At 70.8% G+C, this 22,666-nt stretch carries 20 protein-coding genes; 11 read left to right on the top strand and 9 right to left on the bottom strand.

The window, feature by feature from the left end; genetic code table 11:
• Positions 1 to 8: 8 nt before the first annotated feature.
• The 6 genes from G545_RS0108185 to G545_RS0108160 all read left to right on the top strand — a co-directional run bounded on the left by G545_RS0108185 (position 9) and on the right by G545_RS0108160 (position 8,657).
• The gene (locus G545_RS0108185; protein WP_052106834.1) at positions 9 to 1,478 is read left to right on the top strand and encodes an amidohydrolase; all 1,470 of its coding nucleotides are present in this window, start codon (positions 9 to 11) and stop codon (positions 1,476 to 1,478) included.
• Positions 1,475 to 2,824: an amidohydrolase family protein gene (locus G545_RS0108180; protein WP_027069949.1), complete on the top strand. Its 1,350-nt coding sequence runs from the start codon at positions 1,475 to 1,477 to the stop codon at positions 2,822 to 2,824. The genes G545_RS0108185 and G545_RS0108180 overlap by 4 nt, the downstream gene beginning before the upstream one ends.
• Before the next feature lie 141 nt (positions 2,825 to 2,965).
• A complete protein-coding gene (locus G545_RS0108175) occupies positions 2,966 to 3,910 on the top strand; it encodes a DegV family protein (RefSeq protein ID WP_027069948.1) in 945 nt (314 codons plus the stop codon).
• A gap of 106 nt (positions 3,911 to 4,016) precedes the next feature.
• On the top strand, positions 4,017 to 7,460 hold the full coding sequence (locus G545_RS14130; RefSeq protein ID WP_081677798.1) for an amidohydrolase family protein: 3,444 nt from the start codon (positions 4,017 to 4,019) through the stop codon (positions 7,458 to 7,460).
• 112 nt (positions 7,461 to 7,572) lie between these two features.
• Positions 7,573 to 7,917 (top strand): hypothetical protein, encoded by a 345-nt coding sequence (locus tag G545_RS0108165; protein ID WP_027069947.1) that lies wholly within the window; start codon positions 7,573 to 7,575, stop codon positions 7,915 to 7,917.
• A 62-nt stretch (positions 7,918 to 7,979) separates the two neighbouring features.
• Positions 7,980 to 8,657, top strand: coding sequence for a Dph6-related ATP pyrophosphatase (locus G545_RS0108160; RefSeq protein ID WP_027069946.1), 678 nt, complete (start codon positions 7,980 to 7,982; stop codon positions 8,655 to 8,657).
• Between the two features lie 45 nt (positions 8,658 to 8,702).
• On the opposite strand, the gene G545_RS14125 is transcribed toward G545_RS0108160, so the two are convergent.
• From G545_RS14125 to frmR, 5 genes are all read right to left on the bottom strand, one after another.
• Positions 8,703 to 9,137: a hypothetical protein gene (locus G545_RS14125; RefSeq protein WP_052106678.1), complete on the bottom strand. Its 435-nt coding sequence runs from the start codon at positions 9,135 to 9,137 to the stop codon at positions 8,703 to 8,705.
• Between the two features lie 31 nt (positions 9,138 to 9,168).
• Complete coding sequence (locus G545_RS0108150) at positions 9,169 to 9,606, bottom strand: pyrimidine dimer DNA glycosylase/endonuclease V (RefSeq protein WP_027069945.1); 438 nt, start codon at positions 9,604 to 9,606, stop codon at positions 9,169 to 9,171.
• Between the two features lie 3 nt (positions 9,607 to 9,609).
• Positions 9,610 to 10,440 (bottom strand): S-formylglutathione hydrolase, encoded by an 831-nt coding sequence (gene fghA / locus G545_RS0108145; RefSeq protein ID WP_027069944.1) that lies wholly within the window; start codon positions 10,438 to 10,440, stop codon positions 9,610 to 9,612.
• Positions 10,441 to 10,630: 190 nt separating this feature from the next.
• The gene (locus G545_RS0108140; RefSeq protein WP_027069943.1) at positions 10,631 to 11,740 is read right to left on the bottom strand and encodes an S-(hydroxymethyl)glutathione dehydrogenase/class III alcohol dehydrogenase; all 1,110 of its coding nucleotides are present in this window, start codon (positions 11,738 to 11,740) and stop codon (positions 10,631 to 10,633) included.
• A gap of 51 nt (positions 11,741 to 11,791) precedes the next feature.
• Positions 11,792 to 12,067, bottom strand: a complete 276-nt coding sequence (frmR, locus tag G545_RS0108135) for a formaldehyde-responsive transcriptional repressor FrmR (protein ID WP_027069942.1) — start codon at positions 12,065 to 12,067, stop codon at positions 11,792 to 11,794.
• Between the two features lie 108 nt (positions 12,068 to 12,175).
• Between frmR and G545_RS0108130 the strand changes: the two genes are divergently transcribed.
• The gene (locus G545_RS0108130; protein WP_036136781.1) at positions 12,176 to 13,393 is read left to right on the top strand and encodes a serine hydrolase domain-containing protein; all 1,218 of its coding nucleotides are present in this window, start codon (positions 12,176 to 12,178) and stop codon (positions 13,391 to 13,393) included.
• Here the strand turns inward: G545_RS0108130 and G545_RS0108125 are convergent, their stop codons facing one another.
• Positions 13,394 to 14,740 (bottom strand): MATE family efflux transporter, encoded by a 1,347-nt coding sequence (locus G545_RS0108125; RefSeq protein ID WP_027069940.1) that lies wholly within the window; start codon positions 14,738 to 14,740, stop codon positions 13,394 to 13,396.
• 69 nt (positions 14,741 to 14,809) lie between these two features.
• On the opposite strand from G545_RS0108125, the gene G545_RS0108120 reads away from it, so the two are divergent.
• The 3 genes from G545_RS0108120 to G545_RS0108110 are packed head-to-tail and all read left to right on the top strand — an operon-like array spanning position 14,810 to position 16,649.
• Positions 14,810 to 15,142 (top strand): Qac family quaternary ammonium compound efflux SMR transporter, encoded by a 333-nt coding sequence (locus G545_RS0108120; RefSeq protein ID WP_027069939.1) that lies wholly within the window; start codon positions 14,810 to 14,812, stop codon positions 15,140 to 15,142.
• A gap of 16 nt (positions 15,143 to 15,158) precedes the next feature.
• Complete coding sequence (locus tag G545_RS0108115) at positions 15,159 to 16,208, top strand: NAD(P)-dependent alcohol dehydrogenase (RefSeq protein WP_027069938.1); 1,050 nt, start codon at positions 15,159 to 15,161, stop codon at positions 16,206 to 16,208.
• 27 nt (positions 16,209 to 16,235) lie between these two features.
• The gene (locus G545_RS0108110; protein WP_027069937.1) at positions 16,236 to 16,649 is read left to right on the top strand and encodes a DUF6165 family protein; all 414 of its coding nucleotides are present in this window, start codon (positions 16,236 to 16,238) and stop codon (positions 16,647 to 16,649) included.
• Between the two features lie 33 nt (positions 16,650 to 16,682).
• Here the strand turns inward: G545_RS0108110 and G545_RS0108105 are convergent, their stop codons facing one another.
• A complete protein-coding gene (locus tag G545_RS0108105; protein ID WP_027069936.1) occupies positions 16,683 to 17,312 on the bottom strand; it encodes a glutathione S-transferase family protein in 630 nt (209 codons plus the stop codon).
• 11 nt (positions 17,313 to 17,323) lie between these two features.
• On the bottom strand, positions 17,324 to 20,083 hold the full coding sequence (gene ppc, locus G545_RS0108100; RefSeq protein WP_052347297.1) for a phosphoenolpyruvate carboxylase: 2,760 nt from the start codon (positions 20,081 to 20,083) through the stop codon (positions 17,324 to 17,326).
• Between the two features lie 107 nt (positions 20,084 to 20,190).
• Here ppc and G545_RS0108095 point away from each other — a divergent pair, with 107 nt between their 5' ends.
• Positions 20,191 to 21,174 carry an SEL1-like repeat protein gene (locus G545_RS0108095; RefSeq protein WP_027069934.1) on the top strand — a complete coding sequence of 328 codons (984 nt, stop codon included), beginning with the start codon at positions 20,191 to 20,193 and terminating at the stop codon, positions 21,172 to 21,174.
• A 22-nt stretch (positions 21,175 to 21,196) separates the two neighbouring features.
• Here G545_RS0108095 and G545_RS0108090 read toward each other — a convergent pair whose 3' ends face one another.
• Positions 21,197 to 22,561 carry a glutamate--cysteine ligase gene (locus G545_RS0108090; RefSeq protein ID WP_027069933.1) on the bottom strand — a complete coding sequence of 455 codons (1,365 nt, stop codon included), beginning with the start codon at positions 22,559 to 22,561 and terminating at the stop codon, positions 21,197 to 21,199.
• Positions 22,562 to 22,666: the final 105 nt, after the last annotated feature.

Raw genomic sequence — 22,666 nt, 5'->3', positions numbered from 1 at the left:
AACGCCACATGATCCGACCCACCTGCGCCGCGCTCGCGGTCGCCCTCGGCCTTGCTCTGGGCTCCGGCCCGGCGGCGGCCGCGGACACCTCGCCCTTTGCCCACGATCCCTATCCCAGCACCTACGAGCGCATCGCCGCGCCGCCGGTGCTGATCACCGGCGCGACCGTGCTGGACGGCGCCGGCAACCGGATCGACGGTGCCGACGTGCTGATGGCCGACGGCGTGATCGTGGAGGTCGGCCGCGGGCTGCAGGCACCGGCCGGCGCCACCCGCGTGGACGGCACCGGCAAGTGGGTCACGCCGGGCATCATCGACGTGCATTCGCACCTGGGCGTGTACCCGAGCCCGGGCGTGCGCGCGCACAGCGACGGCAACGAGGCGGTCGCGCCCAACACCGCGCACGTGTGGGCCGAGCACTCGGTCTGGCCGCAGGACCCCGGCTTCGGCGCCGCGCTCGCGGGCGGGGTGACCTCGCTGCAGATCCTGCCCGGCTCGGCCAACCTGTTCGGCGGCCGCGGCGTGACGCTCAAGAACGTGCCGGGCACCAGCGTGCAGGCGATGAAGTTCCCGGGCGCGCCGTGGGGCCTGAAGATGGCCTGCGGCGAGAACCCGAAGCGCGTCTACGGCCAGAAGGGCGGCCCGTCCACCCGCATGGGCAACATCGCCGGCCACCGCGCGGCCTTCATCGAGGCCGCCGAGTACCTGGAGAAGCACGGCGGGCGCACCGACCGCGACGGGTCCGGAGAGGACGAGCCGCGCCGGCGCTGGTGGCAGTCGTCGGATGACGATTCCGGCCGCTCCAATGGCAACGGCAACGGCAACGGCGGCAAGAAGGACCTCAAGATGGAGACCCTGGCCGCCGCGCTCAACGGCGACATCAAGGTCCACATCCACTGCTACCGCGCCGACGAGATGTCCAACATGATGGCGCTGGCGGACGAGTTCGACTTCCAGATCGCCGCCTTCCACCACGGCGTGGAGGCCTACAAGATCGCCGACGAGATGGCCGACCGCGGCATCTGCGGCGCGCTGTGGGCCGACTGGTGGGGCTTCAAGATGGAGGCCTTCGACGGCATCCAGGAGAACATCGCCCTGGTCGACCGCCCCGCGAACTCCTGCGCGATCGTGCACAGCGACTCCGCCGAGGGCATCCAGCGCCTGAACCAGGAGGCGGCCAAGGTCATCGCCCGCGCCGGCCTGGCCGGCATCGACATCACCCCGGAACACGCGATCCGCTGGATCACCTCGCACCCCGCGAAGTCGATGGGCATCGCCGACCAAGTCGGCACCCTGGAGCCGGGCAAGATGGCCGACGTGGTGCTGTGGAGCGGTAACCCCTTCAGCGTCTACGCCCAGGCCGAGCAGGTGTGGATCGACGGCGCCCGCCTGTACGACCGCAACGACCCGTCGCGCCAGCCGGTCCGCGACTTCATGCTTGGACAGCCGGCCGCGGCCGGCAACGGAGGTGTGCTGTGAGCCGCTTCGGAACCCTCGGCCGCGTCGCGCGCCGCACCCTGCTGGCCACCGGGCTGGCGCTGGCCGCCACCGGCGCCTTCGCCCAGGACGCCGCGACCGGCGGGCCGGCACTGCTGATCCGCAACGCCACCGTCCACACCGCCGGACCGCAGGGCACCCTGCAGGGCGCCGACGTGCTGGTGCGCGGCAACACCATCGCCCAGGTCGGGACCGGCCTGGCCGCGCCCGCCGGCGCCCAGGTGGTCGACGCCGAAGGCCGGCCGTTGTCGCCGACGCTGTTCGGCGGCATCACCGGCATCGGCATCGAGGAGGTCTCGGGCGAGCAGTCGACGGTGGACAACCGCGTGGGCCTTGGCGGCGAGGGCATGGACGTGCGTCCCGAGTTCGACGTCACCCTGGCCTACAACCCGGAGTCGGTCCTGATCCCGGTCACCCGCACCGAAGGCATCGGCTGGACCCTGCTGGGCGCCTCCAGCGGCCAGGGCGGCTCGATCATCGGTGGCCAGGGGGCGGTGGTGCGCCTGGACGGAAGCCTGGATCCCGCCGGTCCGAAGCTGCTGTTCGTCGACCTGGGCTCGGACGCGGCGCGGCTGAGCGGCAACTCGCGCGCGGCGCAGTGGATGCTGCTCGACCAGCTGGTGGACGAGGCCCGCGGGCGGATCGCCCCCGATTCGCACGCGGCGATGCTGACCCCCGCCGGCCGCAAGGCGCTGGGCTCCTTCCTGGACGGCTCCGGCCGCATCGTGGTCAACGTCGACCGTGCCTCCGACATCCGCCAGCTGCTGCGCTGGTCCGCCGACAAGGGTGTGAAGGTGGCGGTGTCCGGCGGCGCGGAGGCCTGGAAGCTCGGGGCCGAACTGGCCTCCGCCGACGTCCCGGTGTTCGTGGACCCGTTGGCCAACCTGCCGGCCGGCTTCGACCAGGTCGGCGCGACCCTGGAGAACGCGGCGCGCCTGGCGGCCGCCGGCGTGGAGGTCGGCTTCACCCAGTCCGGCGATGCCTCGCACAACGCGCGCAAGGTGCGCCAGCTGGCCGGCAACGCCGTCGCCAACGGCCTGCCCTGGGAAGACGGGCTGGCGGCGCTGACCTCGGTGCCGGCCGAGGCCTTCGGCGTGGACACGGTCGTCGGCGCCATCGCCCCGGGCAAGCGCGCCGACCTGGTGCTGTGGAGCGGGGATCCGCTGGACGCGGCCTCGGTCGCGCTGCAGGTGTGGATGGACGGCCGTCCGATCGAAATGGAAAGCCGCCAGACCCGGCTGCGCGACCGCTACCTGCGTCCGCAGGTCCCGGCCGCGCAGGGCGGGCTGCCGAGGGCCTACCCGGCGGCCGACGCGCCGCGGCGCTGAGTGCTTGCGTGCCGCACCCGGCTCCCGGGTGCGGCTTGCGGCGCGGCCCACGTCCAAGGGCGGGCATCCCGCCCCCGGATGCGACGGCGGTCACGGCAGCTATATGCTGTGGCGCACAGGACCGTCGGCATGGGGGTGGTGATGCGCATCGGACTCGTCGTCGACTCGGCGTGCGACCTGCCGCTGGACTACCTGGAGGAGCACGGCATCGTGGTCCTGCCGACCACGGTGCGGATCGGTGACGCGATCCTGGCCGACGAACGCAACCCGGAGGCGACCCTGCGCTTCCTCCACGCCCATGTCGCCGACGGCGGCGCCGGGGCGGAGACCACGCCCTACAGCGTGGAGCAGATCAGCCGGCTGTTCCTGGAGCGGCTGGTCATCGACTACGACTACGTGCTGTGCATGACGATCACCCGCACGCGCAGCCAGATCCACGAGAACGCCCGGCAGGCGAGCTTCGCCATCCTCAGCGAGTACCGTCCGGTGCGCGCCGCCAGCGGCAACAACACGCCGTTCGCGCTGCGGCTGATCGACACCCAGTCGGTGTTCGCCGGCCAGGGCATCACCGCGGTGGAGGCGGTGCGCCTGCGGGCGGCGGGTAGCACCCCCGGCGCCATCCGGGAGCGCCTGGAGCAACTGGCCCTGCACACGCACGCCTACCTGGTGCCGCCCGACCTGCAGTACCTGCGCGCCCGCACCCGCTCGCGCGGGGACCGCAGCGTCAGCCTGCTCAGTGCCACCCTGGGCACCGCACTGGACATCAAGCCGGTACTCCACTGCCACCGCGGCGAGACCGGGCCGGTGGCCAAGCTCAAGGGCCTGGATGCGGCAGTGGGGAAGCTGTTCGAGTACACCGGCCGGCGCATCCGCGAAGGGCTGATGACCCCCACCGTGTGCCTGAGCTACGGCGGCGCGCTGGACGAGCTGCATGCGCTGCCCGGCTACGGCGCCCTGCGCGCGGCCTGCGAGGAGCACGGCATCGAACTGTTCGAGAGCGTAATGAGCCTGACCGGGATGGTGAACGTCGGCAAGGGCGCGCTCGCGGTCGGCTTCGCTGCCGAGGGGAATGCGCGCTTCGGCTGAGGGTGCAACCCGCCAGCTTCGGCAAGCCTTCCGGGACTTTGCGCCTGTGCGGCGCGGCGGGCCGGCGGGCTAGGCTGCAGGGCTTACCCGTCACCTTGTGCCTTCCATGACCCGACGCCTGCTCGTGCTGGCGCTGTCCAGCGCCCTGACCGCCACCTTCGCCCTGCCCGTCGCCGCCCAGGACCCGGCACCTCCGCCCGTGCCGCAGGACGACGCCACGCAGGACGCCGAGCTGGAACAGGACCAGCTGGACCCGGTCGCGGTGGATCCCTCGGAGGTTCCGCTCGACAGCGCCGCGGGACAGGCCAAGCGCGATGGCAAGGCCGACGCCGGCGACTGGGACGTCGACAACCCGCCCGGCCCGTCCAAGACCGTCGCCTTCCAGACCGACGAAGGCACCTGGATGGACGTGGACGTCTCCCCGGATGGGCGTGAGATCGTCTTCTCGCTGCTGGGCGACCTGTACCGGATGCCGATCACGGGCGGCGACGCCACCCGCATCACCTCGGGCATGGCCTGGGACATCCAGCCGCGCTGGTCGCCCGACGGCAGCCGCATCGCCTTCACCTCCGACCGCGACGGCGGCAACAACCTGTGGACCATCGCCGCGGACGGCTCCGACCCGGTACAGGTCAGCGACGAGGACTACCGCCTGCTCAACACCCCGGCCTGGACCCCCGACGGCGAGTTCCTGATCGGCCGCAAGCACTTCACCTCGCGCCGCTCGCTGGGCGCCGGCGAGCTGTGGATGTACCACGCCTCCGGTGGCGGCAAGGGCCTGCAGCTGGTCGAGAAGAAGAACGAGCAGCAGGACCTGGGCGAGCCGTCGGTGTCGCCGGATGGCCGCTACGTCTACTTCTCCCAGGACGTGAGCCCCGGCCCGACCTTCGAGTACAACCGCAACCCCCATGGCGTGATCTACGCCATCAAGCGCCTGGACCGCCAGACCGGCGAGATCGAGACCCTGGTCGCGAGCCCCGGCGGCGCGGTGCGCCCGGTGCCCTCGCCCGACGGCAAGTTGCTGGCGTTCGTGAAGCGCGTGCGCGAGAAGTCGGTGCTGCACACCCTGGACCTCGCCAGCGGCCAGGTCCGCCCGGTGTGGGACGGCCTGGCGCACGACCAGCAGGAGGCCTGGTCGATCTTCGGGCCGTACACCGGCTTTGGCTGGACGCCGGACTCGAAGTCGGTCGTGGTCTGGGCGCAGGGCGGCATCTGGCGCATCGACATGGGCAGCGGCGAGGCCAGCCGGATCCCCTTCACCGCGCAGGTCGACCAGAAGGTCATCGAGCCGCTGCGATTCGAGCGCAGCGTCGACGAGGGCAAGTTCGCACCGCAGATGATCCGCGACGTCGCGACCTCCGCAGACGGCAGCTCGATGGTGTTCCACGCGCTGGGCACGCTCTGGCGCAAGTCGCTTCCGAACGGCGAGCCGCGCCGCCTGACCGGCAGCGAGGGCGTCTACGAGTACGAGCCCAGCTTCAGCCCCGACGGCCGGCAGATGCTCTACACCACCTGGAGCGACGAGGGCCTGGGCGCGATCCACGTGCGCAGCGCCAGCGGCAGCTCGGCCGGGCGCAAGCTCACCCGGGAGCCGGGCTTCTACTACCACCCGCGCTTCTCTCCGGACGGCAAGCGGGTGGTGTACGCGCGCTCGGGCGGCAGCAGCCTGACCGGCAGCCTGTGGTCGGGTGACCGCGGCATCTACGTGGTGCCCGCCTCCGGTGGCGAGCCGGTCAAGGTGTCCGACGAAGGCCAGTCGCCGCAGTTCAGCGCCGACGGCAGCCGCGTGCTGTACCTGGCCGGCGGCGGCATGGAGAAGAAGCTGATGTCGGTGGGCCTGCACGGCGAGGATCCGCGCGAGCTGTTCGACCTGAAGTACGTCGACTCGGTGCAGGTGAGCCCGGACGGCAAGTGGGTCGCCTTCACCGAGCTGTTCAATGCCTACGTCGCCCCGATGGTGCATACCGGCAAGCCGGTCGAGCTCAGCCGCGAGACCAATGCGATCCCCGTGGCGCGCGTCAGCGCCGACGTCGGCAGCTACCTGCACTGGGCGGCGGACTCGAAGTCGCTGCACTGGATGGTCGGCGACCGCTACCACTCGCGCCGTCTGGACGAGAGCTTCGACTTCCTCGCCGGCGGCGCCGACATCGCCGAACCGGTGCACGGCGGCGGCGTGCCGGTCGGGTTGACGGTGGACGTGGACGCGCCGCGCGAGGTGGTCGCCTTCACCAACGCGCGGATCATCACCATGCGCGATGCCGAGAACACCCGCGAGGTGATCGAGGACGGCACCATCGTCCTGCGCGGCGACACCATCGCCGCGGTCGGGCCGTCGGGCAGCGTCGAGGTGCCGGCCGGCGCCAACGTGATCGACGCCAGCGGCAAGACCATCGTGCCGGGCTACATCGACGTGCACGCCCATGCCTCGCACTTCGGCCGTGGCGTGGTGCCGCAGCAGAACTGGGCCTACTACGCCAACCTCGCCTTCGGCATCACCACCCTGCACGACCCGTCGGCCACGACCGAGTTCGTGTTCTCCGAGGCCGAGCTGCAGAAGGCCGGGAGGATGGTCGGCCCGCGCGTGTTCTCCACCGGCACCATCCTGTACGGCGCCGACGGCGGCTCGCGCGCCGAGGTCGATTCGCTCGACGATGCCCGCAGCCACCTGCGGCGCATGCAGGCCAACGGCGCGTTCTCGGTCAAGAGCTACAACCAGCCGCGCCGCAACCAGCGCCAGCAGATCAACACCGCCGCGCGCGAGCTGGGGATGCTGGTGGTCGAGGAAGGCGGTTCGACCTTCCACCACAACATGACCATGGTGCTCGACGGCGCCACCGGCATCGAGCACAACATCCCGGTCGCGCCCCTGTACAAGGACGTGGTCGGGCTGTGGTCGCAGACCGACGTGCGCAACACGCCGACCCTGGTGGTGAACTACGGCGGCCTGTCGGGCGAGTACTGGTGGTACGCCCGCGACAACGTCTGGGAGGACCCGAAGCTCAACCGCTTCTTCCCGCGCGAGACCCTGGACGCGCGCAGCATCCGCCGCGAGACCGCGCCGGAGTGGGACTACTGGCACATCGAGGTGGCCAGGGCCGCCAAGGTGCTGCGCGACGCCGGAGTGAAGATCCAGGTCGGCGGCCACGGCCAGCTGCAGGGCCTGAGCCCGCACTGGGAGGCGTGGATGCTGGCGCAGGGCGGCTTCGACGAGTTCGAGGCGCTGCGTGCGTTCACCATCGACGGCGCGGACTACATCGGCCTGGCCGGTGACCTCGGCTCGCTGGAGGTGGGCAAGCAGGCGGACCTGGTGGTGCTGGACTCCAACCCACTCGAGAACATCCGCAACACCGCCGACACCCGCTACGTGATGGTCGACGGGCGCCTGTTCGACGTCGACGCCGACATGGCCGAGATCGGCAACCGCGAAGTGCCGGCCCCGACCTTCTACTGGCAGCACCATGGCAGCGGGCGGCAGTTCGGCGCCGAGTTCGGCCCGACCGGCGTCGGGCATTGCCCGAAGTCGCACCAGCACTGGTTGCACCTGGAGTGATCCAGGCCGGCTCCGGGAAGTGAAAACAGCAGGGCCGCCCCGCCGGGGCGGCCCTGTTCACATTCAGCGTCGCGGACCGGGCCTACCCTGTACGCGACCACAGGAGGCCGACATGGGTACGCGCTATTACATCCATCTGCCCGACGCCAAGCTCGCGCGGGGCTCCGATCCCGGACTGTCGTTCACCGCCGTCAGCGCGGAGGGATTCGCGCAGGAGCTGGAACAGGCGCTCCGGAGCGACACGCTGTTCGGCCACTGGCTGGCCAAGCAGGACGAGCCGGACGAGGTCGACCCGGCGCTGGGCGCCACCGACCCGGATGCGACGGTCACCGGCCGGCAGGACGACCTGCGGGTGGAGCTGATCGCCACCACCACCCTGCCCGGCCAGCTGCTCCAGCAGCGCCTGCGCTGGCTGGCCGGCAGCGCCTGGGAGCTACGCAACGTCACCGCCGCCTGACCGCCCTCCGTCATGCCCGCGCACGCGGGCGTCGACAAGCGCCGCGCAGGCACAATCCCCCGATGACCGAGATCCTCCTGGCCTGGAGCGGCGGCAAGGATGCCGCCTGGACCCTGTACCAGCTGCGCGCACGCACCGATGTCCGCGTCGTCGGCCTGCTCACCACCGTGACCGCGGACCACGACCGCGTCGCCATGCACGGCATCCGCCGCGACGTGCTGCATGCCCAGGCCGCGGCCGTCGGGCTGCCACTGCTCGAGTCGGCCATCCGCGCCGGCGCCGACAACGACGCTTACGAGGCCGCTTTCGCGGAAACCCTGCGGGAAGCCCGAGCGCGCTGGCCCGGACTCGACACGATCGCCTACGGCGACCTCAAGCTCGCCGACGTGCGCGCCTGGCGCGAAGCCCTGTGCCAGCGGCATGGCTGGAAGATCACCACCCCGCTGTTCGGCGCCGACACCCGCCAGCTCGCGCGCGCGATGATCGAGGGCGGGCTGCAACCGCGCCTGTGCTGCGTCGACACCGCCCAGCTGGATGCGCGCTACGCGGGACGCCGCTTCGACGCCTCCCTGCTGGCCGACCTGCCGGAAGGCTGCGACCCCTGCGGCGAGGACGGCGAGTTCCACACCTTGGTGACCGACGGTCCCATGTTCCAGCAGCCGCTGCGGGTGGAGCAGGGCCAGACCGTCCTGCGCGACAACCGCTTCGCCTTCACTGATTTCCGACTGGCCCCACCGTAGGGCGCAATAGCCAACGGCGTATTGCGCCGGACCCCGGCGAACCCGTCAGCGCAACACCCCGCGCGCCGCCATGCGGCGGGCAAACAGCCACAGCGCAATGGCGACCGCCACCAGCAGCACCGGGAACCCGAGGCTCGCCGCGCCTCCGGCCGACCAGGCGGGCGTCACCGCATAGCTGGCCAGCACCTGCAGCACCAGCCCGATCAGCGCGACCAGGTAAACCGGCGCCGCCCAGCGCCGGCGCAGCAACAGGCCCAGCGAGCCGAGCACGCCGCCGATGGTGGCCACCCCATAGAACAGGTAGATCCAGCCCGGCGTGGCCTCGTAGATCGCACGCTGCTCCGGCGGCATCGCCTGCAACGCTTCGGCCGGCATCGCCAGCTGCATCGCGAAGGCCGCGACGCCGAGCAGGTTCCAGACCACGGCCAGTCCGCCGACGATCCAGACGCTGGCCGGCACCTTCCCCGAGTTCGGTTCCATGACACGCCCCCATTCGTGTGGTGGGGCAAGCTTACCCGTGTTGGCCGCGCTCCCAGCCGGCCACGGGTCCAGGCACTACGGTGAGGCAGGGGTGGCACCGCGGGACGGACCGCTCCTGCTGCGCCGCATGCCAGTCCGGACTGCGCCGCGCCAGCTTGGCCATCAGGTGCTGCCATTCGAAGACCAGCTGGCCTTCCGTCACCTCGATCAACGGGACGGTGCCCACCGGTGCCAGCTTGGTGCGGTCGTAGCGGTAGCCCCTGCCGGCCGCCTCGTCGACGACGGCCGACAGGTACGCATCCAGCGAGGAAAGCGGCTCCGGTTGCGCCCGGAACCGCTCCAGCTGCGGATGGTTGCGGTAGCCGCGCGTGCGGCCGGACAGCACCGCACGCGCCAGCAGGCCCTCGCGCCACAGTGCCGTGAGTCCCTGCCGGTCCAGGTGGGCTGGATGCAGGGACCACAGGCGCACGGATCAGCCCTTCAGCGCGCGCGCGTGGTGGGCGATGTGCTCGCCGATGAAGCTGGCAATGAAGTAGTAGCTGTGATCGTAGCCGGGGCGCATGCGCAGCTCGATCGGATGCTTCGCCGCGTCGCACGCCTCGCGCAGCAGTTCCGGGCGCAGCTGCTCGGCCAGGAAGTTGTCGTCCTCGCCCTGGTCGATGAGCAGCGGCAGCTTCTCCCGGGCGTTCTTGACCAGCTCCACGGTGTCGTACTGCTTCCAGGCCTCGCGATCATCACCCAGGTAGGCGCTGAAGGCCTTCTCGCCCCAGGGCACCTGCGTCGGCGCGACGATCGGCGAGAACGCCGAGACACTGCGGTAGCGGCCGGGGTTCTTCAGCGCGATCGCCAGCGCACCGTGGCCGCCCATCGAGTGGCCGCTGATCGAACGGCGATCGCTCGCCGCCGGGTCGGACTCGACCCACTCCGGCAGCTCCTCGACGATGTAGTCGTACATCCGGTAGTGCCTGGACCACGGCTCCCGGGTCGCGTTGACGTAGAAGCCCGCGCCCTTGCCCAGGTCGTAGGCCTCGTCGTCGGCGACGTCGTCCCCGCGCGGGCTGGTGTCCGGAGCGACCAGGATCAGCCCGTGCTCGGCGGCGTAGCGCTGCGCACCGGCCTTGGTGATGAAGTTCTGCTCGTTGCAGGTCAGCCCCGACAGCCAGTACAGCACCGGGCACGGACCTTCCTCGGCCTGCGGCGGGAAGTACACGCCGACGGTCATGTCACAGCCCAGCACCTTCGACTCGTGCCGGTAGACGTCCTGCCAACCGCCGAAACAGGCGTGGCGTTCGATTCGTTCCATGGGTGAAAAACCTCCTATGCATTTACCCCCTCTCCCGTTCACGGGAGAGGGTCGGGGTGAGGGGCTTTTGCTGTTGCTGTTGCCTTTGCTCTTGTTTACGAAGAGCAAGAGCCGCCCTCAACCGCCCTTCGGGCACCTTCTCCCGCTAGCGGGAGAAGGGATGGCCGGCTGGCGGGAGAAGGGAAAAGCCTCAGTACCGGATCACCGTCCGGATCGACTCGCCCTTCTCCATCAGCTCGAAGGCCTCGTTGATGCGCTCCAGCGGCAGGGTGTGGGTGACGAAGGGCTCGAGCCGGATCTCCCCCTTCATCGCGTCCTCGACCATGCCCGGCAGCTGGGTGCGGCCCTTCACGCCGCCAAACGCGGTGCCCAGCCACTTGCGGCCGGTGACCAGCTGGAACGGGCGGGTGCTGATCTCCTTGCCGGCGCCGGCCACGCCGATGATCACGCTCTGGCCCCAGCCGCGGTGCGCGCACTCCAGCGCCGCCCGCATCACATCGACGTTGCCGATGCACTCGAAGCTGTGGTCCACGCCCCAGCCGGTCATCTCCACGATCACTTCCTGGATCGGGCGGTCGTGGTCCTTCGGGTTGACGAAGTCGGTGGCGCCCATCTCCTTCGCCAGCTCGAACTTGTCCGGGTTGGTGTCGATGGCGATGATGCGCCCGGCCTTGGCCTGCACCGCGCCCTGGATCACCGCCAGGCCAATGGCGCCCAGGCCGAACACGGCGACGCTGTCGCCTTCCTGCACCTTGGCGGTGTTGTGCACCGCGCCGATGCCGGTGGTCACCCCGCAGCCCAGCAGGCAGGTGTGCTCCGGGTTGGCCTCCGGGTTCACCTTGGCCAGCGAGACCTCGGCGACGACGGTGTGCTCGGCGAAGGTCGAGCAGCCCATGTAGTGGTAGACCGGCTGGCCGTTGTAGCTGAAGCGGGTGGTGCCGTCGGGCATCACGCCCTTGCCCTGGGTGGCGCGCACGGCCACGCACAGGTTGGTCTTGCCGGACTTGCAGAACAGGCACTCGCCGCACTCGGCGGTGTAGAGCGGGATGACGTGGTCGCCGGGCTTGACGCTGGTCACGCCCTCGCCGACCTCGACCACGATGCCCGCGCCCTCGTGGCCGAGCACGGCGGGGAACACGCCCTCGGGGTCCTCGCCGGACAGGGTGAAGGCGTCGGTGTGGCACAGCGCGGTGTGGGTGATCTTCACCAGCACCTCGCCCTTCTTGGGGCCCTCGAGGTCGAGCTCGACGATCTCGAGCGGCTTTCCGGCTTCGAATGCAACGGCGGCACGGGTCTTCATGGCGGACTCCTGGATGTGGGGGTGCGGGCTGGTACGCCCGGGAGTGGAGGGTTACTTGAGGTAGGAACGGATCAGCGCGGTCATTTCGGTGACGCGGGCGTGCCGGTCCTCCGGATCGGAGGCGGGCTGGCCGAACTGCTCGCGCAGGTGCGACTCCAGCACCCCGCTCATCAGCCCGTTGACCGCGCCACGGATGGCGGCGATCTGCTGCAGCACCGGTCCGCAGTCGGCACCGGCTTCCAGCGCGCGCTCCAGGGCATCGCACTGGCCGCGGATGCGGCGCACGCGGGCGAGCACCTTCCTCTTTTCCTCGGGGGAATGGGGCACGGCAGCGATCCGGAAACTATAGTGGGGGATAGTATACGGAGCGCCTTCCGGCGGGTCCACCCGGCCCCCGATAGACTGCCCGGTTTCCTCCCCTCCCACGCCCGCGCCATGTCCCTGCCCCGCCGACACCACCTGCTCGCCGTCCTCCTCGGAGCCTCCCTGCTGGGCTGTGCCGCCACCGGTACGCGCCCACCGCCGGCGGCGGAACCTACCATCGGCGAGCAGCGCGAGGCCGTGCTGTTCTGGTCCCAGGCCGAGCGCGAAGCGGGCTTCCGGCGGATGCAGGCGCAGTTCCCGAGCGATGTCGCGAGGCGCGGCGCCGAGGTGCGCGAGCTCCCGGTCGGCGATCCGCTTGCGCTGCCCGGCGGCGAGGCCTGGCTCGACGACTACATGGACCGCCACCACGTCGCCGGCCTGCTGGTGCTGCACGACGGCGAGGTCCGCCTGCGGCGCCATGGCCTGGGTTTCGGACCGGATGACCGCTGGGAGTCCTTCTCGGTCGCCAAGTCGGTGACCTCCACGCTGCTCGGCATCGCGCTGCAGCAGGGGCACATCCACGGCCTCGACGACCGGCTCCCGGTCTACATCCCGGAGCTCGCCGGCAGCGCCTATGCCGACGTCACCGTGCGCCAGCTGCTGACCATGACCTCCGGCGTGCGCTGGAACGAGGACTACACCGACCCACAGTCGGACGTGGGGCAGATGTACCGCGGCGCCTGCGTGGGCGACCAGGCCCACGTGCTGTCCTACCTGCAACGGCTGCCGCGCGAATGGCCGCCCGGCACCCACTGGAACTACAACACCGCCGAGACCGACCTGCTCGGCATCGTGGTCGAGCGCGCCACCGGCCAGCCGCTCGCCCACTACCTGTCGGAGGCGATCTGGAAGCCGTACGGCATGGAGGCCGACGCCTACTGGATCCGCGACGAGTGCGACGGCAGCAACACCGGCGGCAGCGGCCTGTCGGCGACGCTGGCCGACTACGCCCGGCTGGGCCAGTTCATGCTCGAGGGCGGCCGCATCGACGGCGAGCCCGTCATCGCCCGCGAGTGGATGGAAGGTGCCGTGCAGGGGCAGGACGCGGAGAACGCGCCCGGGCGCGGCTACGGCTACCAGTGGTGGACCGGTGAGGGCGGCAGCTATTCGGCCGTCGGGATCTTCGGGCAGATGATCCACGTCGACCCGGCGCGCCGGCTGGTGATCGTGCAGCTGGCCGCGTGGCCGCGTGCCACGTCCAGCGAGCTGGTGGCGGCACGGCGCGGGCTGATCGAGCGGATCAGGCAGGCCGTGGACACAGAAGCCACGGCGCCAGGCGGTGGACGCTGATCAGCCCGCACCCGCCGCTGGCGCATCCCGGAGCAGTCGACGCTCGCGCCATCCACCCCAGCGGTAGTACGCCGCCGACACCGCGCTGCTGACCACGAAGCTGATCCCGATCCCCAGCGCGATGCCGCGCTCGCCGAGGTGGGACGCTAGCCAATACGCCAGCGGTACGCGCAGGATCCACAGCGAGATGATGTTGAGCACCAGCACCTGGAACATCGCGCCGGAACCGCGCACCACTCCGTTGAGGATGAAGTTCAGGCCGATGAAGGGGTAGAACACCGCGATCGTGCGCAGGTAGGACACACCGAACGCGACGCTGCCCTCGTCGCGGATGAACAGCCGGACCAGCGGCTCGGCCCAGGCCAGCAGGACCGCGGCGATCGCCGCCATGACCGCCAGGTTGTGCCACACCCCGGTGCGGGAGATCCGGCCCACCCGCGGCCACTGCCCGGCCCCGATGTTCTGCGCGGCCATCGCGTTGACCGCCGTCCCCAGTGCCACCGCCGGCAACAGGATGATGCTGTCCAGCCGCTGCGCCGCGCCAAAGCCGGCCACCACGTCCGGGCCGAACGAGTTCACCAGCGACAGGATCACCGTCATCCCGGCATAGATGACGACCATCTGCACGCCCGACGGGACGCCCAGCTCCAGGATCGTCCGCAGCTCCGCCACACCCGACGGGCGCGGCCGCAGCCGGTACGGACTGGAGCGCCGCGCCAGGTACCACAGGCTGTACAGGAACGCCGCCGCCTGCCCCAACACCACCGCGTACGACGCACCCGCCACGCCCATGCCGAGTCCCGCAATCAGCGCCGGCGCCAGCACGGCCGCCAGCGCGGTGGCCAGCAGCACGAAGTACAGCGGCGTGCGGCTGTCGCCGAACGCGCGCAGCAGCGTGCCGACGAAGTTGTAGCCGACCAGGAACAGCGTCCCGGCGAAGCCCACCTGCAGGTAGCTTCGCGCCTCCGCCAGGATCGCGGGCGGCGTGTCGAGCAGCACCAGCAACGGCCCGGCCAGGACGAACCCGGCCCCGCCCACCATCAGCGACAGGACCAGCAGGACCAGCGTGAAACCGCCGAGGAACCGGTCCATGCCCGGGTCGTCCCCCGCCCCGCGCAGCTGGGCGAAGATGGTCAGCGTGGCGTTGTTGATGCCCAGCACGAAGGCCAGCACCATCGCCAGCAGGGTCGTGGCGACCGTGACCGCCGCGAACGCTTCACTGCCCAGCAGGTTGCCGACCCACAACCCGTTGACCAGCTGCATCGACGCCTGCAACAGGTTGGCCAACAGGATGGGGAGGGAAAAGCGGACCAGCTTCGGCGGGATCGCGCCCTGGGTGAAATCCATCGCACCAAGGTACCCGCGTTCTCCAGCGCTTGGGCACTATCCGGGCTGGACTCCCGGAGGCAGAAGAACATGAAGAGCTGGCTTTTCCTGGCGATCGCCATCGTCGCCGAGGTGGTCGCCACGTCGGCGCTCAAGTCCAGCGAGGGCTTCACGCGGCTCGGCCCGTCGGCGCTCGTGGTGGGCGGCTACGGCGTCGCCTTCTACTTCCTTTCGCTGGTGCTGAAGACCATCCCGGTCGGCGTCGCCTACGCGGTCTGGTCCGGACTCGGGATCGTACTGATCGCCGCCGTCGCGTGGCTGGTGCATGGCCAGAAGCTGGACGCGTGGGCGTTCGTTGGGATGGGGCTTATAGTCAGTGGCGTCGCGGTGCTGAACCTGCTGTCCAGGACCAGCGTGCACTAGCTTGCAGGAGCCCCCCATGACCATCAAAGCCTACGGCGCCCACGCCGGCGACCAGCCCCTCGTCCCCCTCGACATCACCCGTCGCGAGACCGGTCCGGCGGACGTGCGCATCGACATCGCCTACTGCGGCATCTGCCACTCCGACCTGCACCAGGTGCGCGCCGAGTGGGCCGGGACGGTGTTCCCGTGCGTGCCGGGGCACGAGATCGTCGGCCGGGTGGCCGAGGTCGGCGCCGAAGTGACCGGGTTCAAGCCGGGGGACCTGGTCGGGGTGGGCTGCATCGTCGACAGCTGCCGCCACTGCGAGGAATGCGCCGACGGACTCGAGAACTACTGCGACGGCATGGTCGGCACTTACAACGGGCGGACGCCGGACGCACCCGGGCACACGCTGGGCGGCTACTCGCAGGCGATCGTCGTGGACCAGCGCTACGTGCTGCGCATCCGTCACCCCGAGGCGGACCTGCCCGCGGTGGCCCCGCTGCTGTGCGCCGGCATCACCACCTGGTCGCCGCTGCGGCACTGGCACGTGGGTCCGGGCAAGAAGGTCGGGATCGTCGGCATCGGTGGACTCGGGCACATGGGCATCAAGCTGGCCCGCGCGCTTGGCGCACACGTGGTCGCCTTCACCACCTCCGAGTCCAAGCGCGAAGAGGCGCTGAAGCTGGGCGCGCACGAGGTGGTGGTCTCGCGCAACGAGGACGAGATGGCCGGGCAGCGCAAGAGCCTGGACTTCATCCTCAACACCGTCGCGGCGCCCCATGACCTTGACGCGTTCTTCCCGCTGCTCAGGCGCGACGGGACGATGGCCCTGCTTGGCGCGCCCGCGACCCCGCACCCGTCACCGCAGGTGTTCAACCTGATCATGAAGCGCCGCAGCCTGGCCGGTTCGCTGATCGGCGGGATCCCGGAAACCCAGGAAATGCTCGACTTCTGCGCCGAACACGGGATCGTGGCCGACGTCGAGATGATCCGTGCCGACCAGATCAACGAGGCGTACGAGCGCATGCTCAAGGGCGACGTGCGCTACCGCTTCGTGATCGACAATGCGAGCCTGGCGGCCTGAGCCGCCGCCCAACCGAGGCAAGAATCCATGCAGACCATCCTGTGCCCCGTCTCCGTCGGCGAGTTGGCCGACAAGGTCTCGATCCTGCAGATCAAGTCCGAACGCATCGGCGACGAAACCAAGCGCGCCCACGTGGAGCTCGAACTGGACGGCCTCATGCCGCTGTGGCGCGAGCAGCTCGACGGCCGGCCGGAGCTGGAGCCGGTCTATGCCGAGCTGAAGACCGCCAACGAGCGCATGTGGGAGGTCCAGGACGCCCTGCGAGCCAAGGAGGCGGCGCAGGTGTTCGACGCGGAGTTCATCGAGCTGGCGCGCGCGGTGGCGGCACGCAACGGCGAGCGGGTCGCGGCCAAGAACCGCATCAACCAGCTGTCCGGCTCGGAGTTCGTCGAGGAGAAGCAGTACCAGGCGCAGGACGGGGCCGGCAGCACGGAGGCATAGGCACCAACCGGCGCTTACGCCTCGCCCGGCGGCTCAGCCCTTCGGCATCAAGGCATCGTCGAGTCCCCGGGCGCGCCGGTACGCCTCGCGCCCTCGCAGGCGCTCCACCCATGCGGTGAAGGCCGGCCGCTCGGGGATCGACTTGAACCCGAGCCCGAAGTCGACCTGGCTGCCGACGTACACGTCCGCCGCGCTGAACCGGTCGCCCAGCAGCCACGGCGAGGCGGAGGCGGCCGCCTTCTCGAGGGTGTCGACCGTCTGCTCGAAACTGCCGTAGCCGACCATGCCGCTCTTGTCGGCCGGAGGCAGCAGGCCGAGCGCCTTGGCCGAAACCGCTGCCTCCACCGGGCCGGCAGCGAAGAACAGCCAGCGGTAGTACGTGCCGCGCAGGGGATCACCGGGCGGCGGCGCCAGCCCCGCGTCCGGGAACGCATCGGCGAGATAGGCGCAGATCGCCGCGGCCTCGGTGACCACCACCCCGCGGTGCTCGAGCGCCGGCACCTTGCCCATCGGGTTGATCGCCAGGTACTCCGGCGACTTCATGCTGCCGCCGTATTCCTGCACCACGGTGCGGTAGCCGACCCCGAGCTCTTCCAGCATCCAGCGCACGATGCGGCCACGGGACATCGGGTTGGTGTGGAAGACCAGTTCGTTTTCGCCCATCGGGTTGTTCCTCAGCCGGTGTTCTGGATTCCCGCGGCGATGCCGTTGACGGTCGCCACCAGGGCCTGCAGCAGTTCGCCATCCGGGCGCCCCTGCCCGCGCCAGCGCTCCAGCAGGTCGACCTGCAGCAGGCTGATCGGGTCCACGTACGGGTTGCGCAGGCGGATCGAGCGCGCCAGTTTCGGGTCGCCGGCCAGCAGCTCGCCGGCGCCCTTGATCGCGAGTATGCACTCGCGGGTGCGCGCGAATTCACCCGCGACCGTGCCGAAGAACCGCGCGTGCAGGTCGCCCTCGGGCAGCTCCGCCGCCAGGTTCGAGTAGCGCTCGAAGATGTCCAGGTCGGACTTGGCGAGCACCATCTCCACGTCGTCGACCAGCGCACCGAAGAACGGCCAGTCGCGCGCCATCTCCGCCAGCACCGCCGCGCCGTGGCGGTCGCGCGCCTTCGCCAGCGCGGTGCCCACGCCGTACCAGGCGGTCAGCCCGGAGCGGTTCTGCGCCCAGGAAAACACCCAGGGGATGGCGCGCAATGCGTCGACCTCGCCGGTGCCGCCGCGCTTGCTCGGCCGCGAGCCGATGCGCAGCCGCTCGATCACGTCGATGGGCGTGGCGGCGCGGAAGTACGCCGGGAACGCTGGATCGTCGTGCACGAGGGCGCGGTAATGCGTGCGCGCATCGGCCGCCAGCTCCGCCGCGATCGAGCGCCAGCGCGCCTCGCGCGGCTCCGGCGGGCGCGGCCGCAGGCTGGCGCGCAGCACCGCGCCGGTGGTCTGCTCCAGGTTCCGCAGCGCGAGCGGGCGGATGCCGTACTTGCGGTGGATCACCTCGCCCTGCTCGGTCAGCCGCAGGTAGCCGTCGACGGAGCCGCGCGGGCCAGCGATCACCGCACGCCCGGTCTTGCCGCCGCCGCGGCTGATCGAACCGCCCCGGCCATGGAAGAAGGCGATTCGGATGCCGGCTTCGGCCGCCAGCGCGGTGAGCTCGAGCTGGGTCTGCTGCAGTGCCCAGCGCGAGGCGATGATGCCGCCGTCCTTGGCACTGTCCGAATAGCCCAGCATCACCACCTGGCGGTCGCCGCGCGCGGCCAGGTGGGTGCGGTAGGCGGGATCGGCGAACAGCTGGCGCAGGGTGCCGGCGGCGGCCTGCAGGTCGTCTACGGTTTCGAACAGCGGCGCCACGTCCAGCGGCACCTGCCCGCCCTCGACGCAACCGCCGAGGCGGGCCAGCGCCAGCACCGCCAGCGCATCGGCGGCGGAGCGGCTCATGCTGACGATGTACGGGCCGAACACGCGCTCGCCGTAGCGCGGGCGGAGGGTGGCGACGGTACGGAACACGTCCAGGGTGGCGGCGGCCTCCGCCGCGTCCGGGTCGACGGGCCGTCGGCTGCCCTCGATGAGTTCCTGCAGCAAGGCGACCCGCTCCGCCACCGGCCGCGCCGGCCAGCCCGGGTCGCCCAGCAGCGCCGCCAGCGCCGCGTCATGAGCCGAGGACTCCTGGCGCAGGTCCAGGCTTGCCAGGTGGAAACCGAAGCAGCGGGCGCGCTGCAGTACGCGGCGCAGCGCGCCGCAACCGGCATGCGAGCCGCGGTTGCGCTCCAGGCTGGCCAGCATCGCCTCAAGGTCGGCGACGAAGCCCGCCGCGTCGGCATACCCGCCCTCCTCGCCGTCGGCGGTGCGGCGCAGCCGCTCGTCCAGCAGCAGGACGAGGTTGCGGTAGGGCATGTCCACGTGCCTGGGGTGCAGCCGCGCCGCGCCCTCCGCGAGCTGCTCGCGGTACGCCTCCAGCCGCTCCAGCACCGCCTCGTCGACGCCGACCCGGCCCAGCGACTGGCTGAGCAGGTCGGCTAGCGGCTCCAGGTCGCGCCGGTACGCGGCCAGGACCAGGGCGCGCTGGGCGGCGAGCGTGGCAGCAATGGTGCCGGCGCCCACGTTGGGGTTGCCGTCCATGTCACCCCCGACCCAGCTGCCGAAGCCGAGCACGGCGTCCGGGACCTCCACCCGCGGGAACCGGGCGCGCACCGCATCGTCGAACACCTCCAGAAAATCCGGGAGCACCCGGTACAGCACCTCCGACAGGTAGAAGCCCACGTGCTCGAACTCGTCGGCGACGCTTGGACGGGCCGGCGGGGTCTCGGCGGTCTGCCAGCTTGCGGCGAGCGCGACGCGGATGCGCTCGTGCGCACGCCGGCGTTCGGGCGGGGTGAGCCCGCGGTCCAGGTCTGCCACCAGCGCATCGACGATCTGCCGCTCCTTGTGCAGCAGGACCCGGCGCACGGCCTCGGTGGGGTGGGCGGTGAACACCGGCTCGATCCGCATCCGCGCCAGCAGTGCCGACAGGGCCGCGGCGTCCACGCCCTCGTCGTGCAGGCGCGCCACCGTGTCGTGCAGCCCCTCCGGCTGCACCCCGTGCTCCGCCCGCTCGTGCTCGCGGCGCCGGCGGATGCGGTGCACGCGTTCGGCCAGGTTCACGGCCTGGAAGTACACGGAGAACGCGCGCACCAGGTCGGAGGCTTGCTCCAGGTCCAGGCCGTGCAGCTCTGTCTCCAGCTGCGAAACCGGGTCCCCCAGCTCCCGCCGCAGGATGGCCGAGCGGCGCAGTGACTCGACCCGGTCGAAGAGTTCCTGGCCGCCCTGCTCGGCGAGGATCTCGCCGACGAGGGTCCCCAGCAGGGTCACGTCCTCGCGAAGGCGCGCGTCCGCAGGCCCGAACTCGATGCGCCTGACGTCGCCCCCCTGCCCGGGGCCATGCGTGTTCCGGTTGAATCCACTCATGCCGGCAGCCTAGCGCAGGCCCGGGTCACGGCTGTACCGCTGCCGTGCGATAGTTGCCCGGCCCGTGCTTGGCTGATGCCGCGGCAGCTTCCGGGGAGGGAAGACCAATGCTCATCCGAACCATCATCCTGCTGGCGGCGACGGCCGCTGCACCGTTCAACGCCGCCGCGCGCGACAGCCCCGGGACCGGCGTGCCGAACGCGCCCGACCCGCCAATTGCCTCCTGCGAGTCGGCCTATGCGGAACTCCCCTACGGCACGATCCTGGACCTGCTCGACCCGGACGCGCCGATCGGCAGGCGGGAGGCCGCCCTCGCCGCCTACGAACGCCTGGCAGCCATGGAGCGTTGTCCGGAGTTCGGCTACACGCTCGGGCAACTCTACCGGCATGGTGCCGACCTTCCCGGGAACCTGGTGGAGCAGGATGTCGAAAGGGCACGGGCATTGATTCGGCCGATGGCGGAGGACGGCCACCTGGACGCGTACGCGGACCTGGCGGAGATGGAGATGCGCCACGCCAATTCGCGCGAGATGATGAAGTGGACCCAGGTCTACCTGCACTTCGTCGACGACGTGCTGATGGACTACATCGAGGATGCGAGCGACGCTCATTTCCAGCGGTCGGCGTACAACGGAAACCTGCTGGCACGCGCGGAGGTGATCTGGAAGTGGCCGAAACCACGGCTGCCGCGCAAGTTGATCCGCCAGGACCTCAACGAGTACCTCGCGGAGCACGGCGAGCGCGTCACCCGGCGGATGCACGAACGCATGCAGGGCAAGTACCAGAGGCATTCGGCCCAGGATGGCCCGGGCGTGCGACGCGTGCCCGGGTCCGGAGACTGCTACGTCAAACCCGTGGGCCGGGCTGGCGCGGCGGCGGCAGCATGGATCGTCGAGGTGCTCCCTTCGGGCGAGACCGGGCGAATCGTGATGGAGAACTTCGTACCCAGCCCGGAAGCTACCGCACCCTTGAAGGAGTGCCTCCTGCGGATGCGGTTCGCGCCGCACGCGGGGCACCAGCCGATCCTCGTGCGGGTCCCGATGGTGATGGGCTCGCGGCAGGGCGCCTCGATACGGGGCCGGCGCCGCTGAACCCGCGGCCCACGAGCCGCCGTCAGTACGCGAACTCGCGGTAGACCGGCTCCACGCTGCCCTTCCACGGGCCGTGGAACAGCTCCAGCTTGCGCTCGGCGGCACTGGTACCGGCCTCCGCCATCTCCATCAGCGGGCCAAGGAAGATGCGCTCGTCCATGCCGTTGTCGTTGGTATTGGCGCGGCGCGCCAGGCCCCGCGCGGAGATCTCCAGCGCGCGCCTGGCCAGGTCGAGCACGGTGCCGCCGCGGAACGGCAGCTTCAGCCCGTGCTTCGGGACGCCATCGCGCAGCGCGTGGCGCTCTTCCATGCTGAAGTCGCGCACCAGCTCCCAGGCCTCGTCCAGCGCGTCGTCGTCATAGAGCAGCCCCACCCAGAACGCCGGCAGCGCGCAGATGCGGTTCCAGGGGCCGGAGTCGGCGCCGCGCATCTCCAGGTACTTCTTCAGCCGCACCTCGGGGAAGGCGGTGGTGCAGTGGTCGGCCCAGTCCTGCATGGTGGGCCGCTCGCCCGGCAGCGCCGGCAGGCGCCCGTCCATGAAGTCGCGGAAGGACTGCCCGGCGAGGTCCAGGTACTCGCCCTCGCGCAGGACGAAGTACATCGGCACGTCGAGCAGGTAGTCGACCCAGCGCTCGTAGCCGAAGCCGTCCTCGAACACGAAATCGAGCATCCCGGTGCGGTGCGGGTCGGTGTCGGTCCAGATGTGCGAGCGGTAGGAAAGGAAGCCGTTCGGCTTGCCCTCGGTGAACGGCGAATCGGCGAAAAGCGCCGTCGCCACCGGCTGCAGCGCCAGGCCGACGCGGAACTTGCGCACCATGTCGGCTTCGGACTCGACGTCCAGGTTGACCTGCACGGTCGCGGTGCGGGTCATCATGTCCAGGCCGAGGTTGCCGACCGTCGGCATGTAGCGGCGCATGATCGCGTAGCGGCCCTTGGGCATCCACGGCATGTCCTCGCGCTTCCAGATCGGCTGGAAGCCCATGCCCAGGAACCCCACGCCCATCGGCTCGGCCACCGAGCGCAGCTCGTGCAGGTGGCTGGCGGCCTCGCGGCAGGTCTCGTGCAGGTTGCGCAGCGGCGCACCGGAAAGCTCCAGCTGGCCCGCGGGCTCCAGCGACACCGAGGCGTCGCCGCGCGTGAGCGCGATGGTGCGGCCGCCCTCGCGTACCGGCTCCCAGCCGTACTGGACCAGGCCATTGAGCACGGCCTCGATGCCGGCCTCGCCATCGAAGGGCGGCGGGCGCAGGTCGTCGTGGCGGAAGCCGAACTTCTCGTGCTCGGTGCCGATCCGCCAGTCGCTGCGCGGGCGCGTTCCCGAGGTGAGATAGCGGAGCAGCTGCTCGCGCGAATGCAGGACTTCCTGCTCGACGTGGCTGGGACCGGACACTGCTACCTCGCGCTCATGGCTGTCGGGGCGATATGCGGCGCGCGGCGGCGAACGCAAGTCCGCCAAGTGTAGGCGGCAAGCGCGGACAGGTCGTGACCGCGTGGC

Source organism: Lysobacter defluvii IMMIB APB-9 = DSM 18482 (assembly GCF_000423325.1).
GTDB lineage: Bacteria > Pseudomonadota > Gammaproteobacteria > Xanthomonadales > Xanthomonadaceae > Novilysobacter > Novilysobacter defluvii.
Note: the sequence above shows the minus strand (reverse complement) of the source record. Positions and strands in the feature narration are given on the sequence as shown.